Source organism: Kribbella koreensis (assembly GCF_039525325.1).
GTDB classification, from domain to species: Bacteria; Actinomycetota; Actinomycetes; order Propionibacteriales; family Kribbellaceae; genus Kribbella; species Kribbella koreensis.
The window spans coordinates 139,093-155,465 of record NZ_BAAAHK010000022.1 but is presented as its reverse complement, the minus strand read 5'-3'; the positions used below and the strand labels follow the sequence as shown (position 1 = coordinate 155,465).

Annotated in this window: 18 protein-coding genes; 5 read left to right on the top strand and 13 right to left on the bottom strand. The window is 68.5% G+C overall.

Annotation, left to right across the window (positions count from 1 at the left end):
• Window positions 1-7: 7 nt before the first annotated feature.
• Genes ABD116_RS38620 through glgC form a run of 6 tightly spaced genes read right to left on the bottom strand, consistent with a single transcriptional unit; the run spans window position 8 to window position 6,480 of the window.
• Entirely contained in the window at window positions 8-526 is a 519-nt protein-coding gene (locus tag ABD116_RS38620) for a 3-hydroxyanthranilate 3,4-dioxygenase (protein WP_343982704.1), read from the bottom strand.
• Window positions 527-542: 16 nt separating this feature from the next.
• Complete coding sequence (locus tag ABD116_RS38615; RefSeq protein WP_343982702.1) at window positions 543-962, bottom strand: RidA family protein; 420 nt, start codon at window positions 960-962, stop codon at window positions 543-545.
• Window positions 959-2,467, bottom strand: coding sequence for a 2-hydroxymuconic semialdehyde dehydrogenase (locus tag ABD116_RS38610; RefSeq protein ID WP_343982700.1), 1,509 nt, complete (start codon window positions 2,465-2,467; stop codon window positions 959-961). The genes ABD116_RS38615 and ABD116_RS38610 overlap by 4 nt, the downstream gene beginning before the upstream one ends.
• Before the next feature lie 34 nt (window positions 2,468-2,501).
• Complete coding sequence (locus ABD116_RS38605; protein WP_343982697.1) at window positions 2,502-3,818, bottom strand: FAD-dependent oxidoreductase; 1,317 nt, start codon at window positions 3,816-3,818, stop codon at window positions 2,502-2,504.
• Entirely contained in the window at window positions 3,815-5,257 is a 1,443-nt protein-coding gene (kynU, locus tag ABD116_RS38600; RefSeq protein ID WP_343982695.1) for a kynureninase, read from the bottom strand. The genes ABD116_RS38605 and kynU overlap by 4 nt, the downstream gene beginning before the upstream one ends.
• Complete coding sequence (gene glgC / locus ABD116_RS38595; protein WP_343982693.1) at window positions 5,254-6,480, bottom strand: glucose-1-phosphate adenylyltransferase; 1,227 nt, start codon at window positions 6,478-6,480, stop codon at window positions 5,254-5,256. The genes kynU and glgC overlap by 4 nt, the downstream gene beginning before the upstream one ends.
• 65 nt (window positions 6,481-6,545) lie before the next feature.
• Here glgC and ABD116_RS38590 point away from each other — a divergent pair, with 65 nt between their 5' ends.
• The gene (locus ABD116_RS38590) at window positions 6,546-7,085 is read left to right on the top strand and encodes a GNAT family N-acetyltransferase (protein WP_343982690.1); all 540 of its coding nucleotides are present in this window, start codon (window positions 6,546-6,548) and stop codon (window positions 7,083-7,085) included.
• Window positions 7,086-7,287: 202 nt separating this feature from the next.
• Complete coding sequence (gene glgA, locus ABD116_RS38585) at window positions 7,288-8,442, top strand: glycogen synthase (protein ID WP_343982687.1); 1,155 nt, start codon at window positions 7,288-7,290, stop codon at window positions 8,440-8,442.
• Between the two features lie 109 nt (window positions 8,443-8,551).
• Here glgA and ABD116_RS38580 read toward each other — a convergent pair whose 3' ends face one another.
• On the bottom strand, window positions 8,552-10,087 hold the full coding sequence (locus ABD116_RS38580) for a leucyl aminopeptidase family protein (RefSeq protein WP_343982684.1): 1,536 nt from the start codon (window positions 10,085-10,087) through the stop codon (window positions 8,552-8,554).
• Between the two features lie 123 nt (window positions 10,088-10,210).
• On the bottom strand, window positions 10,211-10,378 hold the full coding sequence (locus tag ABD116_RS38575; RefSeq protein WP_012923066.1) for a DUF3117 domain-containing protein: 168 nt from the start codon (window positions 10,376-10,378) through the stop codon (window positions 10,211-10,213).
• A 185-nt stretch (window positions 10,379-10,563) separates the two neighbouring features.
• Between ABD116_RS38575 and ABD116_RS38570 the strand changes: the two genes are divergently transcribed.
• Entirely contained in the window at window positions 10,564-11,403 is an 840-nt protein-coding gene (locus ABD116_RS38570; protein ID WP_343982681.1) for a PaaX family transcriptional regulator, read from the top strand.
• A gap of 32 nt (window positions 11,404-11,435) precedes the next feature.
• Entirely contained in the window at window positions 11,436-12,227 is a 792-nt protein-coding gene (locus ABD116_RS38565; RefSeq protein ID WP_343982678.1) for an enoyl-CoA hydratase/isomerase family protein, read from the top strand.
• Window positions 12,228-12,296: 69 nt separating this feature from the next.
• Here ABD116_RS38565 and snpA read toward each other — a convergent pair whose 3' ends face one another.
• Window positions 12,297-12,965: a snapalysin gene (gene snpA / locus ABD116_RS38560; RefSeq protein ID WP_343982675.1), complete on the bottom strand. Its 669-nt coding sequence runs from the start codon at window positions 12,963-12,965 to the stop codon at window positions 12,297-12,299.
• 200 nt (window positions 12,966-13,165) lie between these two features.
• Entirely contained in the window at window positions 13,166-14,011 is an 846-nt protein-coding gene (locus tag ABD116_RS38555; RefSeq protein WP_343982672.1) for a LysR family transcriptional regulator, read from the bottom strand.
• Between the two features lie 103 nt (window positions 14,012-14,114).
• Here ABD116_RS38555 and ABD116_RS38550 point away from each other — a divergent pair, with 103 nt between their 5' ends.
• Entirely contained in the window at window positions 14,115-14,993 is an 879-nt protein-coding gene (locus ABD116_RS38550) for an MBL fold metallo-hydrolase (protein WP_343982668.1), read from the top strand.
• Here the strand turns inward: ABD116_RS38550 and ABD116_RS38545 are convergent.
• From ABD116_RS38545 to ABD116_RS38535, 3 genes are all read right to left on the bottom strand, one after another.
• Complete coding sequence (locus ABD116_RS38545) at window positions 14,990-15,553, bottom strand: DNA-3-methyladenine glycosylase I (RefSeq protein WP_343982665.1); 564 nt, start codon at window positions 15,551-15,553, stop codon at window positions 14,990-14,992. The two genes, ABD116_RS38550 and ABD116_RS38545, sit on opposite strands and share 4 nt — an antisense overlap.
• Window positions 15,550-15,987, bottom strand: coding sequence for an SRPBCC family protein (locus ABD116_RS38540; protein WP_343982662.1), 438 nt, complete (start codon window positions 15,985-15,987; stop codon window positions 15,550-15,552). Before ABD116_RS38540 ends, ABD116_RS38545 begins: the two co-directional genes overlap by 4 nt.
• The coding region (locus ABD116_RS38535) for a hypothetical protein (RefSeq protein WP_343982658.1) at window positions 15,987-16,373 on the bottom strand (387 nt) is incomplete at its 5' end. The genes ABD116_RS38535 and ABD116_RS38540, both read right to left, overlap by 1 nt.

The following is a 16,373-nucleotide window of genomic DNA, read 5'->3' as shown; positions in this document are numbered from 1 at the left end:
TCTGGCATCAGGCCTTGCCTGGATGGAGGGTTCCACAGGACGGACAAGTCCTGGCGTCTTCGCTGTCGTAGAAGGCTTTGAAGACGGGTGGGAGGTCTTCGACGATGTCGTTGACCTGGAGCTCGACCTCGTGGACGATCGCGTTGCAGTTGGCGCAGTACCAGCGGAACTTCTCCAGCGTGCCCTGTTCGCGGACCCGCTCGATCACCAGGCCGATCGAGTCCGCGTCGCGCTGCGGGGAGTGCGGCATGTTGCGCGGCAGCATCCACATCTCGCCCTCGTTGATGTCCACCCGGGCCGGCCCGTCCTCCGTCATCACGTCGACGTGCATCGTGCCCTTGATCTGGTAGAAGAACTCCTCGTACGGATCGACGTGGAAGTCGTTGCGCTGGTTCGGCCCGCCGACCACCATCGTGATGAAGTCGTCGCCGGTCGGGAACATCTGCTTGTTGCCCACCGGCGGCTTGAGCAGGTGCTTGTTCTGCTCGACCCACTCGGGGAAGTTCGTCGACTCCAGGTTCGCCATCGTCTTCACCTCTCCTTTACGGCTGCGCCTTGACAGCGGCGACTGCTTGGATCTCGATCAGGAGCTGCGGATGCGGCAGCTGATGCACGGCGACCGTCGTCCGGGCCGGCCCGGTCTCGTCGAAGAACTCGCCGTAGACCTCGTTGTACCCACCGAAGTCGTTCATCGACACCAGGTACGCCGTAACGCTCACCAGATCGTCGAGCCCGGCACCGACCGCCACCAGGATGTCCCGGATGTTCTCCAGCACCGCCCGCGTCTGCACCCGGATGTCCAGCGTCGTCGTCCCGAACTCGTCCACCGACGCGCCCGCGATCGTGTTGTCCGGCAACCGGCTCGAGGTCCCCGATACGAAGGCGAATCCGTTGGCCACCTTCACATGCGGAAACCGCCCCCGCGGTGTCGCCTTCCCGGCGACCACCTTCGCGTCGCTCACGACAGCTCCACACAGACGTTGGTCAGCTCCGAGTAGAAGTGGAGCGAGTGGTTCCCGCCCTCGCGGCCGATGCCGGAGAGTTTGGTACCACCGAATGGCGTACGCAGATCGCGCAGGAACCACGTGTTGACCCAGACGATGCCGACGTCGAGCGCCGCGCCGGCCCGATGCGCCCGGCCGACGTCCCGCGTCCAGACAGTTGCCGCGAGCCCGTACTGCGAATCGTTGGCCAGGGCGAACGCCTCGTCCTCGGTGTCGAACGGCGCGATGTGGCAGATCGGGCCGAAGATCTCCTCGGTGTTCGTCCGGGCGGTCGGGGGCAGACCGGTCACCACGGTCGGTTGCACATAGCAACCATTGTCGCGGGCGTCGCCGAAGGACGGTACGCCGCCGCCGGTGAGGACGTCGGCGCCTTCGGCCCGGGCGAGGTCGTAGTACGAGAGAACCTTGTCGCGGTGGGTCTTGGAGATCAGCGGCATGTTGACGGTGGCCTCGTCGGCCGGCCAGCCGAAGGTGAGTTCGGCGGCGCGGGCGGCGAGGCGGGTGCTGAACTCCTCGATGACCGGGCGTTCGACGTACAGGCGTTCGGTGCACAAGCAGACTTGGCCGCCGTTGGTGAAGACCGAGCGGACCGATCCCTCGACGGCCGCGTCGAGGTCGGCGTCGGCGAAGACCAGACCGGCGTTCTTGCCGCCGAGCTCGAACGACACCGCTTTCACGCCGTCGGCGGCGACCTTGGCGATCGCGCTGCCGGTGGCGGACTCGCCGGTGAAGGTGATCGCGTCGACGCCCGGATGCTTGGTCAGGAACTCACCGGCCGACGACGGACCGAAGCCGTGCACCAGATTGAAAACCCCGTCCGGTACGCCGGCAGCCGCCATCACCTCGGCGAGGACGGTCGCCGACGAGGGCGTCTCCTCGGAAGGCTTCACCACCACAGTGTTGCCGCAGGCAAGCGCCGGCGCCACCTTCCAGGTGAGTAGCAGCAACGGCAGATTCCACGGCACGATGATCGCGACGACGCCCACCGGCTTGCGCACCGCGTAGTTCAGCGCCCGCCGCCCGTCAGCCAGCGTCGTAGCAAACGACTCCGTCGAGGCAGTAGTCGCAAAGTCCGCAAACGCCCTGAAGTTGGCCGCCCCCCGAGGAATATCCAACGTCCGAGCCTGACTTATGGACTTCCCCGTATCCCCCACCTCCGCGGCCACCAGATCCTCGAACCGCCGCTCCAACTCATCCGCGACCCGCCGCAACACCCCCGCCCGCTCCTGCTCACTCATCCGCCCCCAAGGCCCGTCGAGAGCAGCCCGAGCAGCAGTCACAGCAGCATCCACAACACCGGAGTCGGCCTCGGCAACGTCGAAGATCTGCTCCCCCGTCACCGGACTGACCTTCGCAAACGTCGAGCCCCCGTCGACAAACGAACCACCAACAAAGTTGCGCAGCAGCCCGACCGACGAAGGTTTGCCGGTCAGCAGACCGGGTTGCCACAATCCGGCGCTCATCGGCGCCACCTCGCTTCGTCGCGACCGATGGAGGTCATCGTCTTGCTCCTGAGCGGGCGATGCGGGCGGCTGCGCCTAGGACGCCGGCTCCTAGCAGAACGGCGGCTGCCAGGAATTGGTGTTGGCGGTGGACGCGTTGTTGGACTTCGGCGTACGGGGTGGTGGAGAAGGAGACCAGCTCGTAGCGGGAGACGTAGCGGCCCGGGAGGAGGCGTTCGAGGGTGTGTTCGATGCGTTTGCCCAGGCGGAAGACGGGGCTGGTGACCTTGTCGCGCATTTCTACGAAGTTGTCGAGGGCCATGGCGGCGATCGCCTCGGTGTTTTCCCGGCGGCGGTGTTCGTACAAGGGCAAGGCCCGTGCCCAGGAGCCGCCGGTGTCGGCGAGGCAGCGGTCCAGCTCGACTACGTCTTCGAAGGCGCAGTTGGCGCCTTGGCCGTAGAAGGGGACGATGGCGTGGGCGGCGTCGCCGATCAACGCCGTACGGCCGTGGGCTTGCCAGGGTTGGGTGTGGACTGTGCCCAGGACACCGACGGGGTTGTGGAGATAGTCGTCGACCAAAGTTGGTGCTAGGGGCAACAAATCTGGGTAGTGGGTGCGGAAGTGGGCCTCGATGGAGGCTGCGTTGCTCAGGGCATCGAAGTCGCCGGCCGGCCAGAAAAGCGTGCAGGTGAAGGAGCGGTCCGGGTTCGGGAGGGCGATCATCATCGAGGTACCACGCGGCCAGATGTGCAAGGCGCCGGGGTCCAAAGCAAAATCAGCATTCACCGCGGGGATGCTCAGTTCCTTGTAACCGTAGTCGAGGAAGTCGACCGATTCCCCCACGGCACCCTCCGCCAGCAGTTGTTCGCGGACCGCCGAGCCGGCGCCGTCAGCGCCCAGTACCACGTCCGCGGACACCTTCACCTTGCCGCCGGGTGTCTCGAAGACCATCGACCCGGTGCACGAATCCAGCTCGGCCAACCGATGCTCGAAATGCACCGAGACCCCAGGCGCCGCGGCCGCCGCGTCGAGCAGCGCGTTGTTCAGCGTCCCCCGGCTGATCGAGTTGATCGCCCGATCCCCCGACGCGCTGTACTGCTGGAAGTCCAGCGGGCCGGCGACCGGATGGATCATCCGCCCCTTCATCGGCAGCGCGTCGGCCATCACCGAGTCGACCAGCCCGATCCGGCGCAACGCGTCCAGCCCGCGCTCGGAGATCGCCAGGTTGATCGACCGCCCCCGCTCGGGTTGCCCCACTCGCGGGTCCGGCCGGCGTTCGTACAGGTCGACCGACAGCCCACGCCGCGCCAGATAACACCCGAGCAGACTCCCCGCCAGGCCGGCACCGACGATGGCTACACGCTCAGTCATGCATTCTCCGGAACGGCTTCGGCCAGCGCCTCAACCGCGCGCCAGCAGTCGTGGTACAGCGAATAGAGCGGCACAGGGGCCAGCCGCAGTACGTCGGGTTCGCGCGCGTCCGCGATGACGCCGTGCTCGAAGCGCAGCGTCTCGGACAACGCGCCGGCCCGCAGCCCGCCGCCGATGCGGAGCGACAACTGGGCACCCCGCCGCAGCGGATCGGTCGGCGTGATCACGGTCAACGGACGGGTCGCGGTGATCCCGGCCAGCAATTTCTCCAGGTACGCCGTGAGTCGCAGGCTGCGCTCCCGGAGTACCGAGATACCGACCTTGTCGAAGATCTCCAGCGAGGTCCGCACCGGGCTCATCGAGAAGATCGGCGGGTTGGACACCTGCCACGCATCGGCCGACGCCGGCGGGCGCGACTCGGGTGCCATCTCGAAGCGGGATGCCTCCTCCGTGCTCCACCAGCCCTCGAAGCGCGGCAATCCCGCATCCAGGTGGCGCTCGTGCACAAAGGCGCCCGCGAGCGCGCCCGGACCCGAGTTCAGATACTTGTACGAGCACCAGGCGGCGAAGTCGACGTCCCACTCGTGCAGCGACAACGGCACGTTGCCGACCGCGTGTGCGAGATCCCACCCGACGACCGCGCCGGCCGCATGACCGGCCGCGGTGATCGCCGGGATGTCCATCAGCTCGCCGGTCAGGTAGTTGACCCCACCCAGCAGCACCAGCGCTACGTCGGGGCCGATGGCCTCGATGACGTCGGGAGTCCGCAGTACGTCCTCGCCGTCGCGCGGCCGGAGTCGCACCACCGCGTCGTCGGGTGAGTAGCCGTGGAACGCGGCCTGCGACCGTACGGCGTAGCTGTCCGACGGGAATGCCGCGTCCTCGATGACGATCTTGAAGCGGTCGGCGGTCGGCCGGTAGAACGACACCATCAGCAGGTGCAGGTTGACCGTCAGCGAGTTCATCACGACGGTCTCGGCCGGCAGCGCGCCGACCAGCCGGGCCGCGGGCTCGGTCAGCAGAGCGTGGTACGGAAGCCAGGGCCGGTCGGCATCGTGATGCCCGTCGACACCCCAGCGTCCCCAGGAGTCGAGGTCCTCGAGCAGTTCCACCCGCGTCGCCTTCGGCCGCAACCCGAGCGAGTTACCCGCGAAGTACGCGACCTCCGGATACCCCCCGGAGTGCACCGGCGGAACATCAAACAACTCCCGCCACCCAGGGTCGCCCTCGTCGAGCGCGATAGCGGCCGCCTCGGCCTCCCCCGGATCCACGATCCACCCCGGCCGCACCCACCCCCGCTTCACCGAGCCCAACCCCACGCCGTCCGGCCCCGCCGAGTCCGACCCCACGCTCTGCGACCCCGCCGAGCCGGCCTTCTCCGAGTCTGACTCCAGCGGGCCGGGCTGGTCCTCGTCCGGCGTCAGCTTGTCTGGGCTCACGACTCGATGACCGTGTCTTTTCCGACTGCTGTCACGCCGCCCTTGCTGACGGTGAAGCCGCGTTCGCGGTCGCGGTCCGGGTCGACGCCGACCTCGACGCCGTCGGGCACGATCACGTTCTTGTCCAGGATGACGTTCTTCAGCACCGCGTTCGCGCCGATCTTGCAGTTGTCCATGATGACCGCGTTCTTGATGTTCGCGCCCGCGCTGACGATCACGTTGGCGCCGAGCACCGAGTGGTCCACGGTCGCGCCGGAGATGATCGAGCCGGCGCAGACGATCGACTCACCGACGGTCGCGTTGTCGGTGAACTTGGCGCCGGGCAGCTGCGGGTGCGAGGTGAAGATCGGCCAGTCGGAGTTGTACAGGTTGAACACCGGCTGGATCGAGACCAGATCCATGTGCGCCTCGTGGTACGAGTCGAGCGAACCGACGTCGCGCCAGTACGACCGGTCGCGGTCCAGCGCCCCCGGTACGTCGTTGTCCTTGAAGTCGTACACCCCGGCCTTGCCCTCGGCAACCAGCATCGGCACGATGTCGCCACCCATGTCGTGCCGCGACGCCGGGTTGGCCGCGTCCTTGCGCAGCGCCTCCACCAGGACGTCGGCGCTGAACACGTAGTTGCCCATCGAGGCGAACGTCTCGTCCGGCGAGTCCGGCAGCCCCGGCGGGTCGGCCGGCTTCTCCAGGAACTCGGCGATCGTGTGCCCGTCCTCGGCGGTCTTGATCACGCCGAACTCGGACGCCTCGGCGCGCGGTACCCGGATCCCGGCCACCGTCACCCCATTGCCGCGGGCGATGTGGTCGGCGACCATCTGCGAGGCATCCATCCGGTACACGTGATCCGCGCCGAACACCACGATGATCTCGGGCTTGGCGTCGTTGATCAGGTTCATCGACTGGTAGATCGCGTCCGCGCTGCCCTGGTACCACTGCGGGCCGAGCCGTTGCTGAGCCGGCACACAGGTGACGTAGTTGCCCAGGAAGGTCGACATCCGCCAGGTGACCGTGACGTGTCTGTCGAGCGAGTGCGACTTGTACTGCGTCAGGACGCACAAGCTGCGGATGCCCGCGTTGACCAGGTTGGACAGTACGAAGTCGATCAGCCGATAACTGCCCCCGAACGGCACGGCCGGTTTGGCCCGGTCCGCCGTGAGCGGCATCAGCCGCTTCCCCTCGCCACCGGCCAGCACGATTCCGAGAATTCTGGGTGCCTTCGCCATGTCCGCACCTTAGCTTTCGATTCCCCTTTGCATAAGACGGTTGCGAGTGTCGCCACACTGGGGGCATGCCGATGCTCGTCGAACCCACCACTTCTGTTCACCGATCCTTCCTCGAAGCTTGGGACGAGTTGCGGTCTTCGGAGGAGCGGTGGATGGGGGCGAGCGGGTTCCGCGAGCGGTGGACCCGGGAGCAGGCCGAGGACCCGGGCGAGTTCGCGCGGATGGTCGAGGCGATCCGCGCGGACGCCGACGAGAGCATCCCGCCGCCGCCCGATCTGGTGCATCAGACGACGCTCTGGTTCGTCGACGACGGGGTCGAGTGGCTCGGCCGGCTCGCGATCCGACATACCCTCACACCGCCGCTGCTCGAGCTCGGCGGGCACATCGGGTACTGCGTACGCCCGTCCGCCCGCCGCCGCGGCCACGCCACCCAGATGCTGCACCAGTCGCTGCCGATCGCCGCCCGGCTCGGCATCGATCCCGCCCTGGTCACCTGCGACGCCGACAACGACGCATCCCGCAAGGTCATCCTCGCCGCCGGCGGCGAACAAGAAGACGAACGCCACGGCAAACTCCGCTTCTGGGTAGCAACCCACACATCCTGAAGCCCGCCCCTCTCCCGCCCGCCCCCTCTCCCGCCCGCCCCCTCCCCCGCCACCATCTGAGGGGTTAACCCCTGAGTTGGTGGGTTGCCTGCTCAGATACTCGCTGGGCAACCCACCGTCTGAGGGGTTAACCCCTCAGATGGTGGCGGGAGAGGGGGCTGGGGGCGGGAGGGGAGGGGGTGGTGTGGCTTATGGTCGGGGGATGAGGATCGCGATTCTGACGCGTGAGTTTCCGCCGGATGTGTACGGCGGGGCCGGGGTGCATGTCGACTTTCTGGTCCGGGAGTTGCGCAAGCTGCTCGAGGTCGAGGTGCACTGCATGGGCGAACCACGAGCCGGCGCGATCGCGCACTCCGAGGACGACCCGCGGATCCCGCACGCGAACGCGGCGCTGCGCATTCTCTCGACCGACCTGACCATGACGGCGGCGGTCGGCGAGGCCCAGCTCGTCCACTCCCACACCTGGTACGCGAACATGGCCGGCCACTGGGCCAAGCTCCTGTACGGCATCCCGCACGTGGTGACCGCGCACTCCCTCGAACCGCTGCGCCCGTGGAAGGCCGAGCAACTCGGCGGCGGGTACCGGCTGTCGAGTTGGGCCGAGCGTACGGCGTACGAGGCTGCTGATGCCGTCGTCGCGGTCAGCAACGCGACCCGCGACGACATCCTCGCCAGCTACCCGGCGATCGACCCGGCCAAGGTCCACATCATCACCAACGGGATCGACGCGGACTTCTACCACCCGGACCCGTCGACGGCCGTGCTCGAGCGGCTCGGCGTCGACCTCAGCCGTCCGTACGTGACGTTCGTCGGCCGGATCACTCGCCAGAAGGGGGTGCCGCATCTGCTCCGCGCGGGGCTGCAGCTGGATCCGTCGGTACAGCTCGTACTGCTGGCAGGCGCCGCCGACACCCCCGAACTGAAGGCCGAGACCGACGCCCTCGTCGACGAGCTGAAGACGAGTCGCGACGGCGTCTTCATCGTCTCCGAAATGCTGCCGCGCGAAGAGGTCCGCCAGGTGCTCACCCACGCGCTCGCGTTCTGCTGCCCGTCGATCTACGAGCCACTCGGCATCGTCAACCTGGAAGCGATGGCCTGCGAGACGGCCGTCGTCGCCAGCGCGGTCGGCGGCATCCCGGATGTCGTCGTCGACGGCGAGACCGGCACGCTCGTCGCGTACGACGAGAACGACCCCACCACCTTCGAACGCCAACTCGCCGAAGGCATCAACGCCCTCGTCGCCAACCCCGCCAAGGCCGAGGCGATGGGCAAGGCCGGCCGCACCCGAGCCATCGCCGACTTCGGCTGGGACGCCGTAGCCAACCGCACCGTCGAGCTCTACCAGTCGCTGATCTAGACAGCGAGCCGCCACCACACGCCAACCCGGCAAGAGTGGGGTGCCGGCGGCCGCGCTGAGCGTGAGCCAGCTGAGTCGGCGAGGTTGGTGTGTGGTGGGCGCGCTGGTCCTAGCCGATGCCGGCGGTTGGGGATTCGCTGGTGAGCCAGGTGGTGAGGAGGCGGGCGCCGGCGCCGGTGGCGCCCAACGAGTATTCGTACTCGTCGCGGGGGGACTCGGCGATGCTCGACAGGTCGAGGTGGGCCCACGGGAGGCCGCCGGTGAAGGCCTTCAGGAAGAGGGCGGCGGTGATGGAGCCGGGGCCCTTCGAGCTGTTGACCGAGTCGGCGACTGGCGTGGAGATCAGGTCGGCGTACTCGTCCGGCAGCGGCATCCGCCAAAGGCGCTCGCCCGAGGTCTCGCCGGCGTCGGCCAGTTGCGACGCGAGGCCGTCGTCGGTGGCGAACAGGCCGCCGTACAGCATCGAGCCGAGCGACACCTTGATCGCGCCGGTCAGCGTCGCGATGTCGACGATCGCGTCCGGCTTCAGTTCGTTGACCGCATAAGCGAGCCCGTCGGCGAGCACCAGCCGCCCCTCGGCGTCGGTGTTCTTGACCTCCGTCGTCCGCCCGCCGTAGTGCCGGATCACGTCGTCCGGCCGGTACGCCGTCCCCGACGGCATGTTCTCCGCCGAGCAGATCAACCCCGTGACCTTGACCTGCGCCCCCAGGTCGCGCAGGGCCGACATCGTCGCGATCACCGAGCCGCCGCCGGTCATGTCCCGCTTCATCGACACCATGCCCTCGCGCGGCTTCAGCGACAGGCCACCGGTGTCATAGGTGATGCCCTTACCCACCAGCACGACGTACGGCGTGTTCTTGGTCGCGCCCGCCGGCACATAGTCGAGCCGGATGAACCGCGGCGGCCGGGTCGACCCCTTGCCGACCGCGAGGATGCCACCGAAGCCATCGGCCGCCAGTTGCTTCTCGTCCCAGACCTTGACCTCGAGCCCGGTCTGCGCCGCGAGCTCGGTGGCACGAGCGGCCATCCAGGCCGGGTCCTTCTCGTTGGACGGCGTGGTGGCGAACTGCCGCGCCAGCCACCCGGTCCGGCCGATCACCAACCCGCGCTCCAGCACAGCGGAGCGGTCCAGCTCGGTCCCGTCGGTCAGTACGACCCGCTCGACCAGCGGCTTGCCCACGTCGACCGTCTTGCGGGTGAACGTGAACGACCCGAGCGCGATCCCCTCGGCGAACGCCTGGAGCGCCTCGTCGTCGATGCCCTCGGCAACGACCGTGGTCAGCTCGTCCTTGCCCCGGCCGAACCGCGCGATCGCCGCACCGGCGTGTCGCAGCTCCCGGGCGGTCCCGTCACCGGCGCCGACCAGCAGCACCTCGGCGACCTCACCGGTCAGCAGCGGGTACGCCGCGGTCGCACCCGCCGCGGCGCTGAAGCCGGACGCGCGCTGCGCCTCGAGCAGTTTGCCGAGGTCGACCCCGAGCCGCTCGCCGGCCTCCTTGGCAGCGGCCGGCAGACCCGCCTCGCCGATCACGATGACCCAGGTCCGCGACCCGTGCACGGGGAGCCCCGGCTGCCAGACGACGGCAGGCAGAGTCGGGAAGCTGTTGCGGGCGCTGCTGCGGCGAGCCACCTTGGTCGTCCTCACTGTTTTGATCAGATGAAAATGTCGATGTCACCGTAACGACCCCGGCCGGTGCCGGAAAAGGCACCCACCGGGGTCGTGGAGTGGTTGTGGGTGCGCCCGCCTGGAGCACACCGGAGAATCGGATCAGCCGACAACGGCTTTGAGCGCGTTCCCCAGCTCGGTCGCCTCATCGGCGTTCAGCTCGACGACGAGCCGACCGCCGCCCTCGAGCGGAACCCGCATCACGATGCCCCGGCCCTCCTTGGTGACCTCGAGCGGACCATCGCCCGTCCGCGGCTTCATCGCCGCCATGCGCGCACCCCTTCCCTCATTGGATACTGCCCTCTTCGGTGTTGAGCGACGACACCACACGGGCGCTGGAGTCCCCGGCGCCCGCACGGTGATGCGCCGTCGGCGCGCATCGCAAAGTGTGTATCTCGACCCATTATCCCCGATCCCAGGCCAGAGCCGTGCACCATACGGCAGACTCAGGTCTCGTGCACGCCCGTTCAGCCCTCTTCGACCTGTACGGCGACCACCTGCGCGCGCGTGGAGCGCGTGCACCGGTGGCCGCCCTGGTTCGGCTGCTTGCCCCGCTGGGCGTGCATCCTCCGGCCGTCCGCACCGCCGTGTCGCGGATGGTCCGGCAGGGCTGGCTGGAGCCGGTCCGGATCGACGGGCAACCCGGTTACGCGCTCACGTCCCGGGCGCGTCGCCGCCTCGATGATGCCGCCGTCCGGATCTACCGGACAGAGGCCGACGGCAACCTCCCACCGGACCGGCCAGACGGGCCGGGCAGCAACGGCGAGGCACCCGGCGGCTGGGACGGGCACTGGCATCTGGGCATCCTGCGGGAGGTCCCGAACGCCCGCCGGCGCGAGCAGCTGGCGAGCCAACTCGCCTTCCTGGGTTGGGCTCCGCTGTCCGACGCGGCCTGGGTCGGCCTGCGCAACGACGCCGAGGTGGACCAGATCCTCGGTCTGGAAGGGATCGCCGTGGACCGGTTCCGCGCGCCGGTCGAGGACGACGCGGCGGAGTTCGCCCGCCGGGTCTGGAAGCTGGACGAGCTAGGCGCGTCGTACGACTCCTGGCTGAAGGACGCGAAGGCGCTGGTGGACGACGCCGGGGACGACCTCACCGACGAGCAGGCGTTCGCAGTACGGTCGGAACTGCTGCACGAATGGCGCAAGTTCCTGTTCCTCGATCCGGGGCTGCCGGCCGAGCTGCTGCCGGCCGACTGGGCCGGTACCAGGGCGGCCGCGTTCTTCGACTTCCACGCCACCCGGCTGGGCCACGCGGCCGGGCGTTTCGTGGACAACTGCCTGACGATTCACTGACTATCTTCACCGAGTGTTGGGAGCCAGCAACGATGAGTGACTCTGTTCTGTACGACGTGGCCGACGGCGTCGCGACGATCACCCTGAACCGGCCGGACGCGATGAACGCGTTCGACACCCCGACCAAGGTGGCGTTGCGGGACACCGTCCAGGCGGCGGCCGCGGACGACGCCGTCCGGTGTGTCGTGCTGACCGGCACCGGGCGCGCCTTCGGCGTCGGGCAGGACCTGAAGGAGCACATCCGGCTGCTCGAGGCGAACGACACGGACGCGCTGTGGAGCACGGTCCCCGACCACTACGCGCCGATCGCGCTGGCGCTGGCCGAGATGCCGAAGCCGGTGATCGCCGCGGTGAACGGGGTGGCCGCCGGGGCCGGCGCGTCGATGGCCTTCGCCTGCGACTTCCGGATCGTCGCGGAGACGGCCGGCTTCAACTTCGCCTTCGCGGGGATCGCGCTGTCGTGCGACACGGGAGTCTCGTGGACGCTGCCGCGGCTGATCGGTACGGCGCGGGCGACCGAGCTGCTCTACTTCCCGCGGACGATCCCGGCCGCTGAGGCGCTGACGCTGGGGTTGGCGACTTCCGTCGTACCGGCTGAGGAACTCGCCGGCGCGACTGCTGAGCTGGCGGCCAAGCTGGCCAACGGGCCGACCGTCGCGTACGGGTCGATCCGGCAGTCGATCGCGTACTCCGCGACGCACACGCTGGCCGAGTCGCTCGCCTTCGAGGGCGGCAAGATGCAGCTCACCGGCGACACCGAGGACCACCGCAACGCGGTCGCGTCCTTCGTCGCGAAGGAGAAGCCGACCTTCCACGGCAAGTAGGTCCCGGACGCGCCGCGGCCCGGAAACCCCACCTGAGGGTTTCCGGGCCGCTGCTTGTTCAGCTGAGGATCAGCGGATGGTCTGGAAGGTGCTCAGACCGGTCTTGCCGTTGGCCCACAGCTGGTTGACCCGGCTGCGCTCGGTCGAGTTCGGGTAGGCGTTGGTGCAGGACGGGCCGGGGCCGCCACCGGACATCAGCTCGCTGCACGGACCGGAGTAGTGGTCCGGCAGGCCGAGCACGTGACCGGTCTCGTGGGCGACGATCCGGGTCGGGTTGTACTGCTGCGCCTGGGCGAAGTCGAGGAAGATGTAGCCCCGGCCGTGGCCGTTGGTGGACGCGTACGAACCGCGCGGGTCGTTGCCCTGGGTGTAGTAGAAGTCGTACGAGCCGCTGGTCACCTGCTGCAGCTTGACGTTGCTGACGGAGGAGTTCCAGATCGACGTCGACTGGGAGATCTGGCTGGAGAACGACGACGCGTTGTTCCGGTACCGGACCGTGACGGCCGCGAGCTTGTTGCCGCTCTTGGCCTGCTTGGCCGTGGCGGACTTCATCACCGCGTCGTAGAACGCCTTGTTGGCGGCGGCTTCGGCCGGCGAACCGGCGTAGGTCGAGACGGTGGTCGCCTCCGCGCGCTCGGGGGCGGGAGCGGCGGTCGCCTGGCCGGCCGCCGCGGCCGAGAAGCCGAGGGCGGCGGTGGCCAGGACGGCCAGGGAGGAAATGAGCTTGCGATGGGGCATGGGCGGGCCTCATTCAGATCTTGGGGCGGAGAGCGATCGGTGGACTACCGAAAGCGACTGACCCCGCAGTGATACCAAGGGGCGGCATTTTCCGCACCAGGGCGGCAAATAACCGAGGGTATTCCTGCACGCACCCTCGGTTGAATCTGAAAACCGGCCGGGTAACCCGGCGTTTGAGATCGCTGACAGAGTTGGGGTTGTCACTGATAGAGGGTGGCGGCGATGCGGGCCAGAGAGCGGATCGGCGCGGTCTTGTTGGTGCTGGACCAGGCGAGCACGAGATGGCTCGGTGGGCGATCGCTGAGTGGCACCACGGTGAGGCCGGGCGGAAGGTCGTGCCCGAGTGGCGCGATGCCGACAGTTCCGTTCCAGAGCACTGATTGAACGCATTCCTGGACCGTCCGCACGACTGGTCCTGTGCTGTCGTTCGTAGTCCAGTAGGCGCGCCAGATCGGGTCGGTGCCGTCGGGGAGGCGGAACCACGGGCGGTCGGCCAGATCGGTCAGGGCGAGCGATTCGTGGTCGGCGAGGGGGTCGTCGGTTCGGAGTACGGCGCCGACCGGGTCGGAGCGGAGGAGCTGGGTCGAGATGCCGGTGTCGTCGAAGGGGGAGCGGGTGATGGCTACGTCGACGAGGCCGGTGCGGAGGCCGATGGTCGGGTCGGTGAAGTCGGCTTCGTGGATCAGCACGGTGATACCGGGGTGTTGTTCGCGGAAGGCGGCGATGAGGGCGGGGCCGGCCTGCTCGACGCTGCCGCCGAGGGTGCCGATGGTGATCGTGTCGGCGCCGGCGGCGATGGCGACGCGCGATCTGAGTTGGTCGACCTGCTTGAGGAGTAGGCGCGTTTCGTCGTACAGGGCGGTGCCGGCCGGGGTGAGGGCGACGCCCGCCGGGGAGCGGGTCAGGAGGATGGCGTCGAGGTCGGTCTCGAGTTGCTTGATCGCGCGGCTCAGTGGGGGCTGGGTCATCGCGAGCCGCGCGGCGGCGCGGCCGAAGTGGAGTTCCTCGGCGACGGCGACGAAGTAGTTGAGGCTGCGCAGGTCCATCACCAGCGACGATACCCGGAAGGTATCGGGCCATCAGGATCGGGCTTGGACGCCGGCCGCTCCCCCGCGCTGGACTGAACGGGACACGAAAGGAGTCCTTCGAATGGAATTACCTGAGCCTGTTGTCGACGTCGGCGGTGCGCGGGAGATCGGCCGCGACCTGGTGGTCATCCCCGACCGGAGTGTGCCGCTGGTGCCCAATATCGGGGTGATCGGTGGTAGCGAGGCGGTGCTTGTCGTGGACACCGGGATGGGGCCGCGGAATGCCGAACGGGTGCTGGAGTTCGCGCTCGAGTACGCCGCTGGGCGACGCCTGTATCTGACTACGACGCACTTTCATCCCGAGCACGCGTTCGGGGCCGCGGTCTTCGCGGGCGAGGCGACATACCTCGTCAACCAGGCGCAGGCCGACGACCTGGCGGTCAAGGGAGCTGGGTACCTGCAGATGTTCCGCGGGTTGGGCGAGACGGTCGCGCAGGCGTTGGACGGAGTCGAGCTCGTCGCGCCGGACACGGTCTACGCATCGGCACACTCGCTGGATCTCGGTGATCGGGTGGTTGAGTTGCGGGCGACCGGTCGCGCGCACAGCAAGGGTGATCAGGTGGTGAGGGTGGATGACGTGCTCTTCACCGGCGACCTGGTCGAGGCTGGGCAGTTCGCGATCTTCCCGTGGTTCCCGCCGCATGATGTCGACGTGTCGGGCACTCGGTGGCTGGCGGTGATGCAGCGGCTGGTCGATGCGGAGCCGGTGCGCACCGTCGTACCGGGGCATGGCGAGGTCGGTGGTGCTCAGCTGCTGGCCGACACCCGCGACTACCTCGAACTGCTCCGCGACGAGACCTGGCGCCGCCGCGACTCCGCGATGGACGAGGAGACGATCGTCGCCGAGGTCACCGACGTCATGCTGAAACGCCACCCCGACTGGACCGGCCAGGACTGGATCACGTCAGGAGTTCGCTGCCTCTGCGCCGACCACAGTTAGCGGGCGATGCAGTCGGCGAGGTGGTCGTTGACGATGCCGGTGGCCTGCATGAGGGCATAGCTGGTGGTGGGGCCGATGAAGACGAACCCCTTCTTCTTCAGGGCTTTGGCCATCGCGATCGACTCCGGGGTGGTGGCCGGGACGTCGCTCATCGTCTTCGGGGCCGGGCGATCGGCGGGCTGGAACGACCAGAGCAGGTCGGTCAGCTCGCCGGGCTCCAGCTCGAGCAGGGCGCGGGCGTTGGTGATGGTGGCGTTGATCTTCAGCCGGTTGCGGACGATCCCCGCGTCGGCCATCAGCCGGTCGAAGTCCTGCTCGCCGTACGCCGCGATCCGCTCCGGATCGAACTGGTCGAAGGCTTTGCGGAAGTTCTCCCGCTTGCGCAGGATCGTGATCCACGACAATCCGGACTGGAACCCCTCGAGCGTCATCCGCTCGTACAGGCCGTGGTCGTCGCGGATCTCCTTGCCCCACTCGTCGTCGTGGTACGCGATGTACTCCGGCGCGGAGGTGGCCCAGCTGCACCGCAGCAGCCCGTCGGGGCCGGTCACGGCCGTCATCGCGCGACCACCGCGGCGAGGCGCTTGAGCGAGATGCGCATCATCAGCTCGAACGCGGGGCGGACGAGCGGCCAGGAGATCCGGCCGAGGGCGCCCAGGGGTGGGATGACGTCCTCGGACCAGGTGAACGTGCTGCCACCCGTCGTGGGGCGGACTGCGAACGTACCGGTGCCGCGGACGATCGTGCCGAGGTGTTTCACCGTGCATTCGTGGGGTGGGTCCCAGTGGGTGATGACCATGTCGTCAGTGAATCCCAAGGGACCGACACTTGTTCGCGCCGCTACTCCCCCGCCGACGCCCTGGCCGTCGTTGTCGGTGGACCAGACGCGGGTGAACAGCATCCAGGCGGACTGACCGTTCCAGTCCATCACCGCGTCCCAGGCGGCCTGCGGGTCGAGCGGCAGGTCGATGGCGGCTTCGGCGTGGCAGGACATCAGTTCGGACGCTGGACGGCGCTCACGTCGGGCGCGGCACTGTGCCGGCCGCGGGGCTGCCCGTCCTCGTCCGAGTCGTCGTCCGCGCCGGAATCGGAGTCGGTGGCGTCAGCGTCGGTGGCGTCGGTGGGTGGGGTGGCGGCGGCCATCTCGGCGAGGGTCTCCTCGGAGTACTCCGGGGGTGGCTCTTTCGCCTGGAACCAGGACTCCGGTTCGGCTTCCTCGCTGGTGTGGACGAGCTCTTGCAGCATCGGCGGGAGTGGCACGGGAGCCTGCGGTCGCGCATCGAGCACAGAAGCCGGCTCTTCCTCGAACCAAGGCTCAGCCGTTGCTTCGTCGGCCGCCGGTACGGCCGGTACGTCGGTGGCCGCCGGTACAGCCGGTAC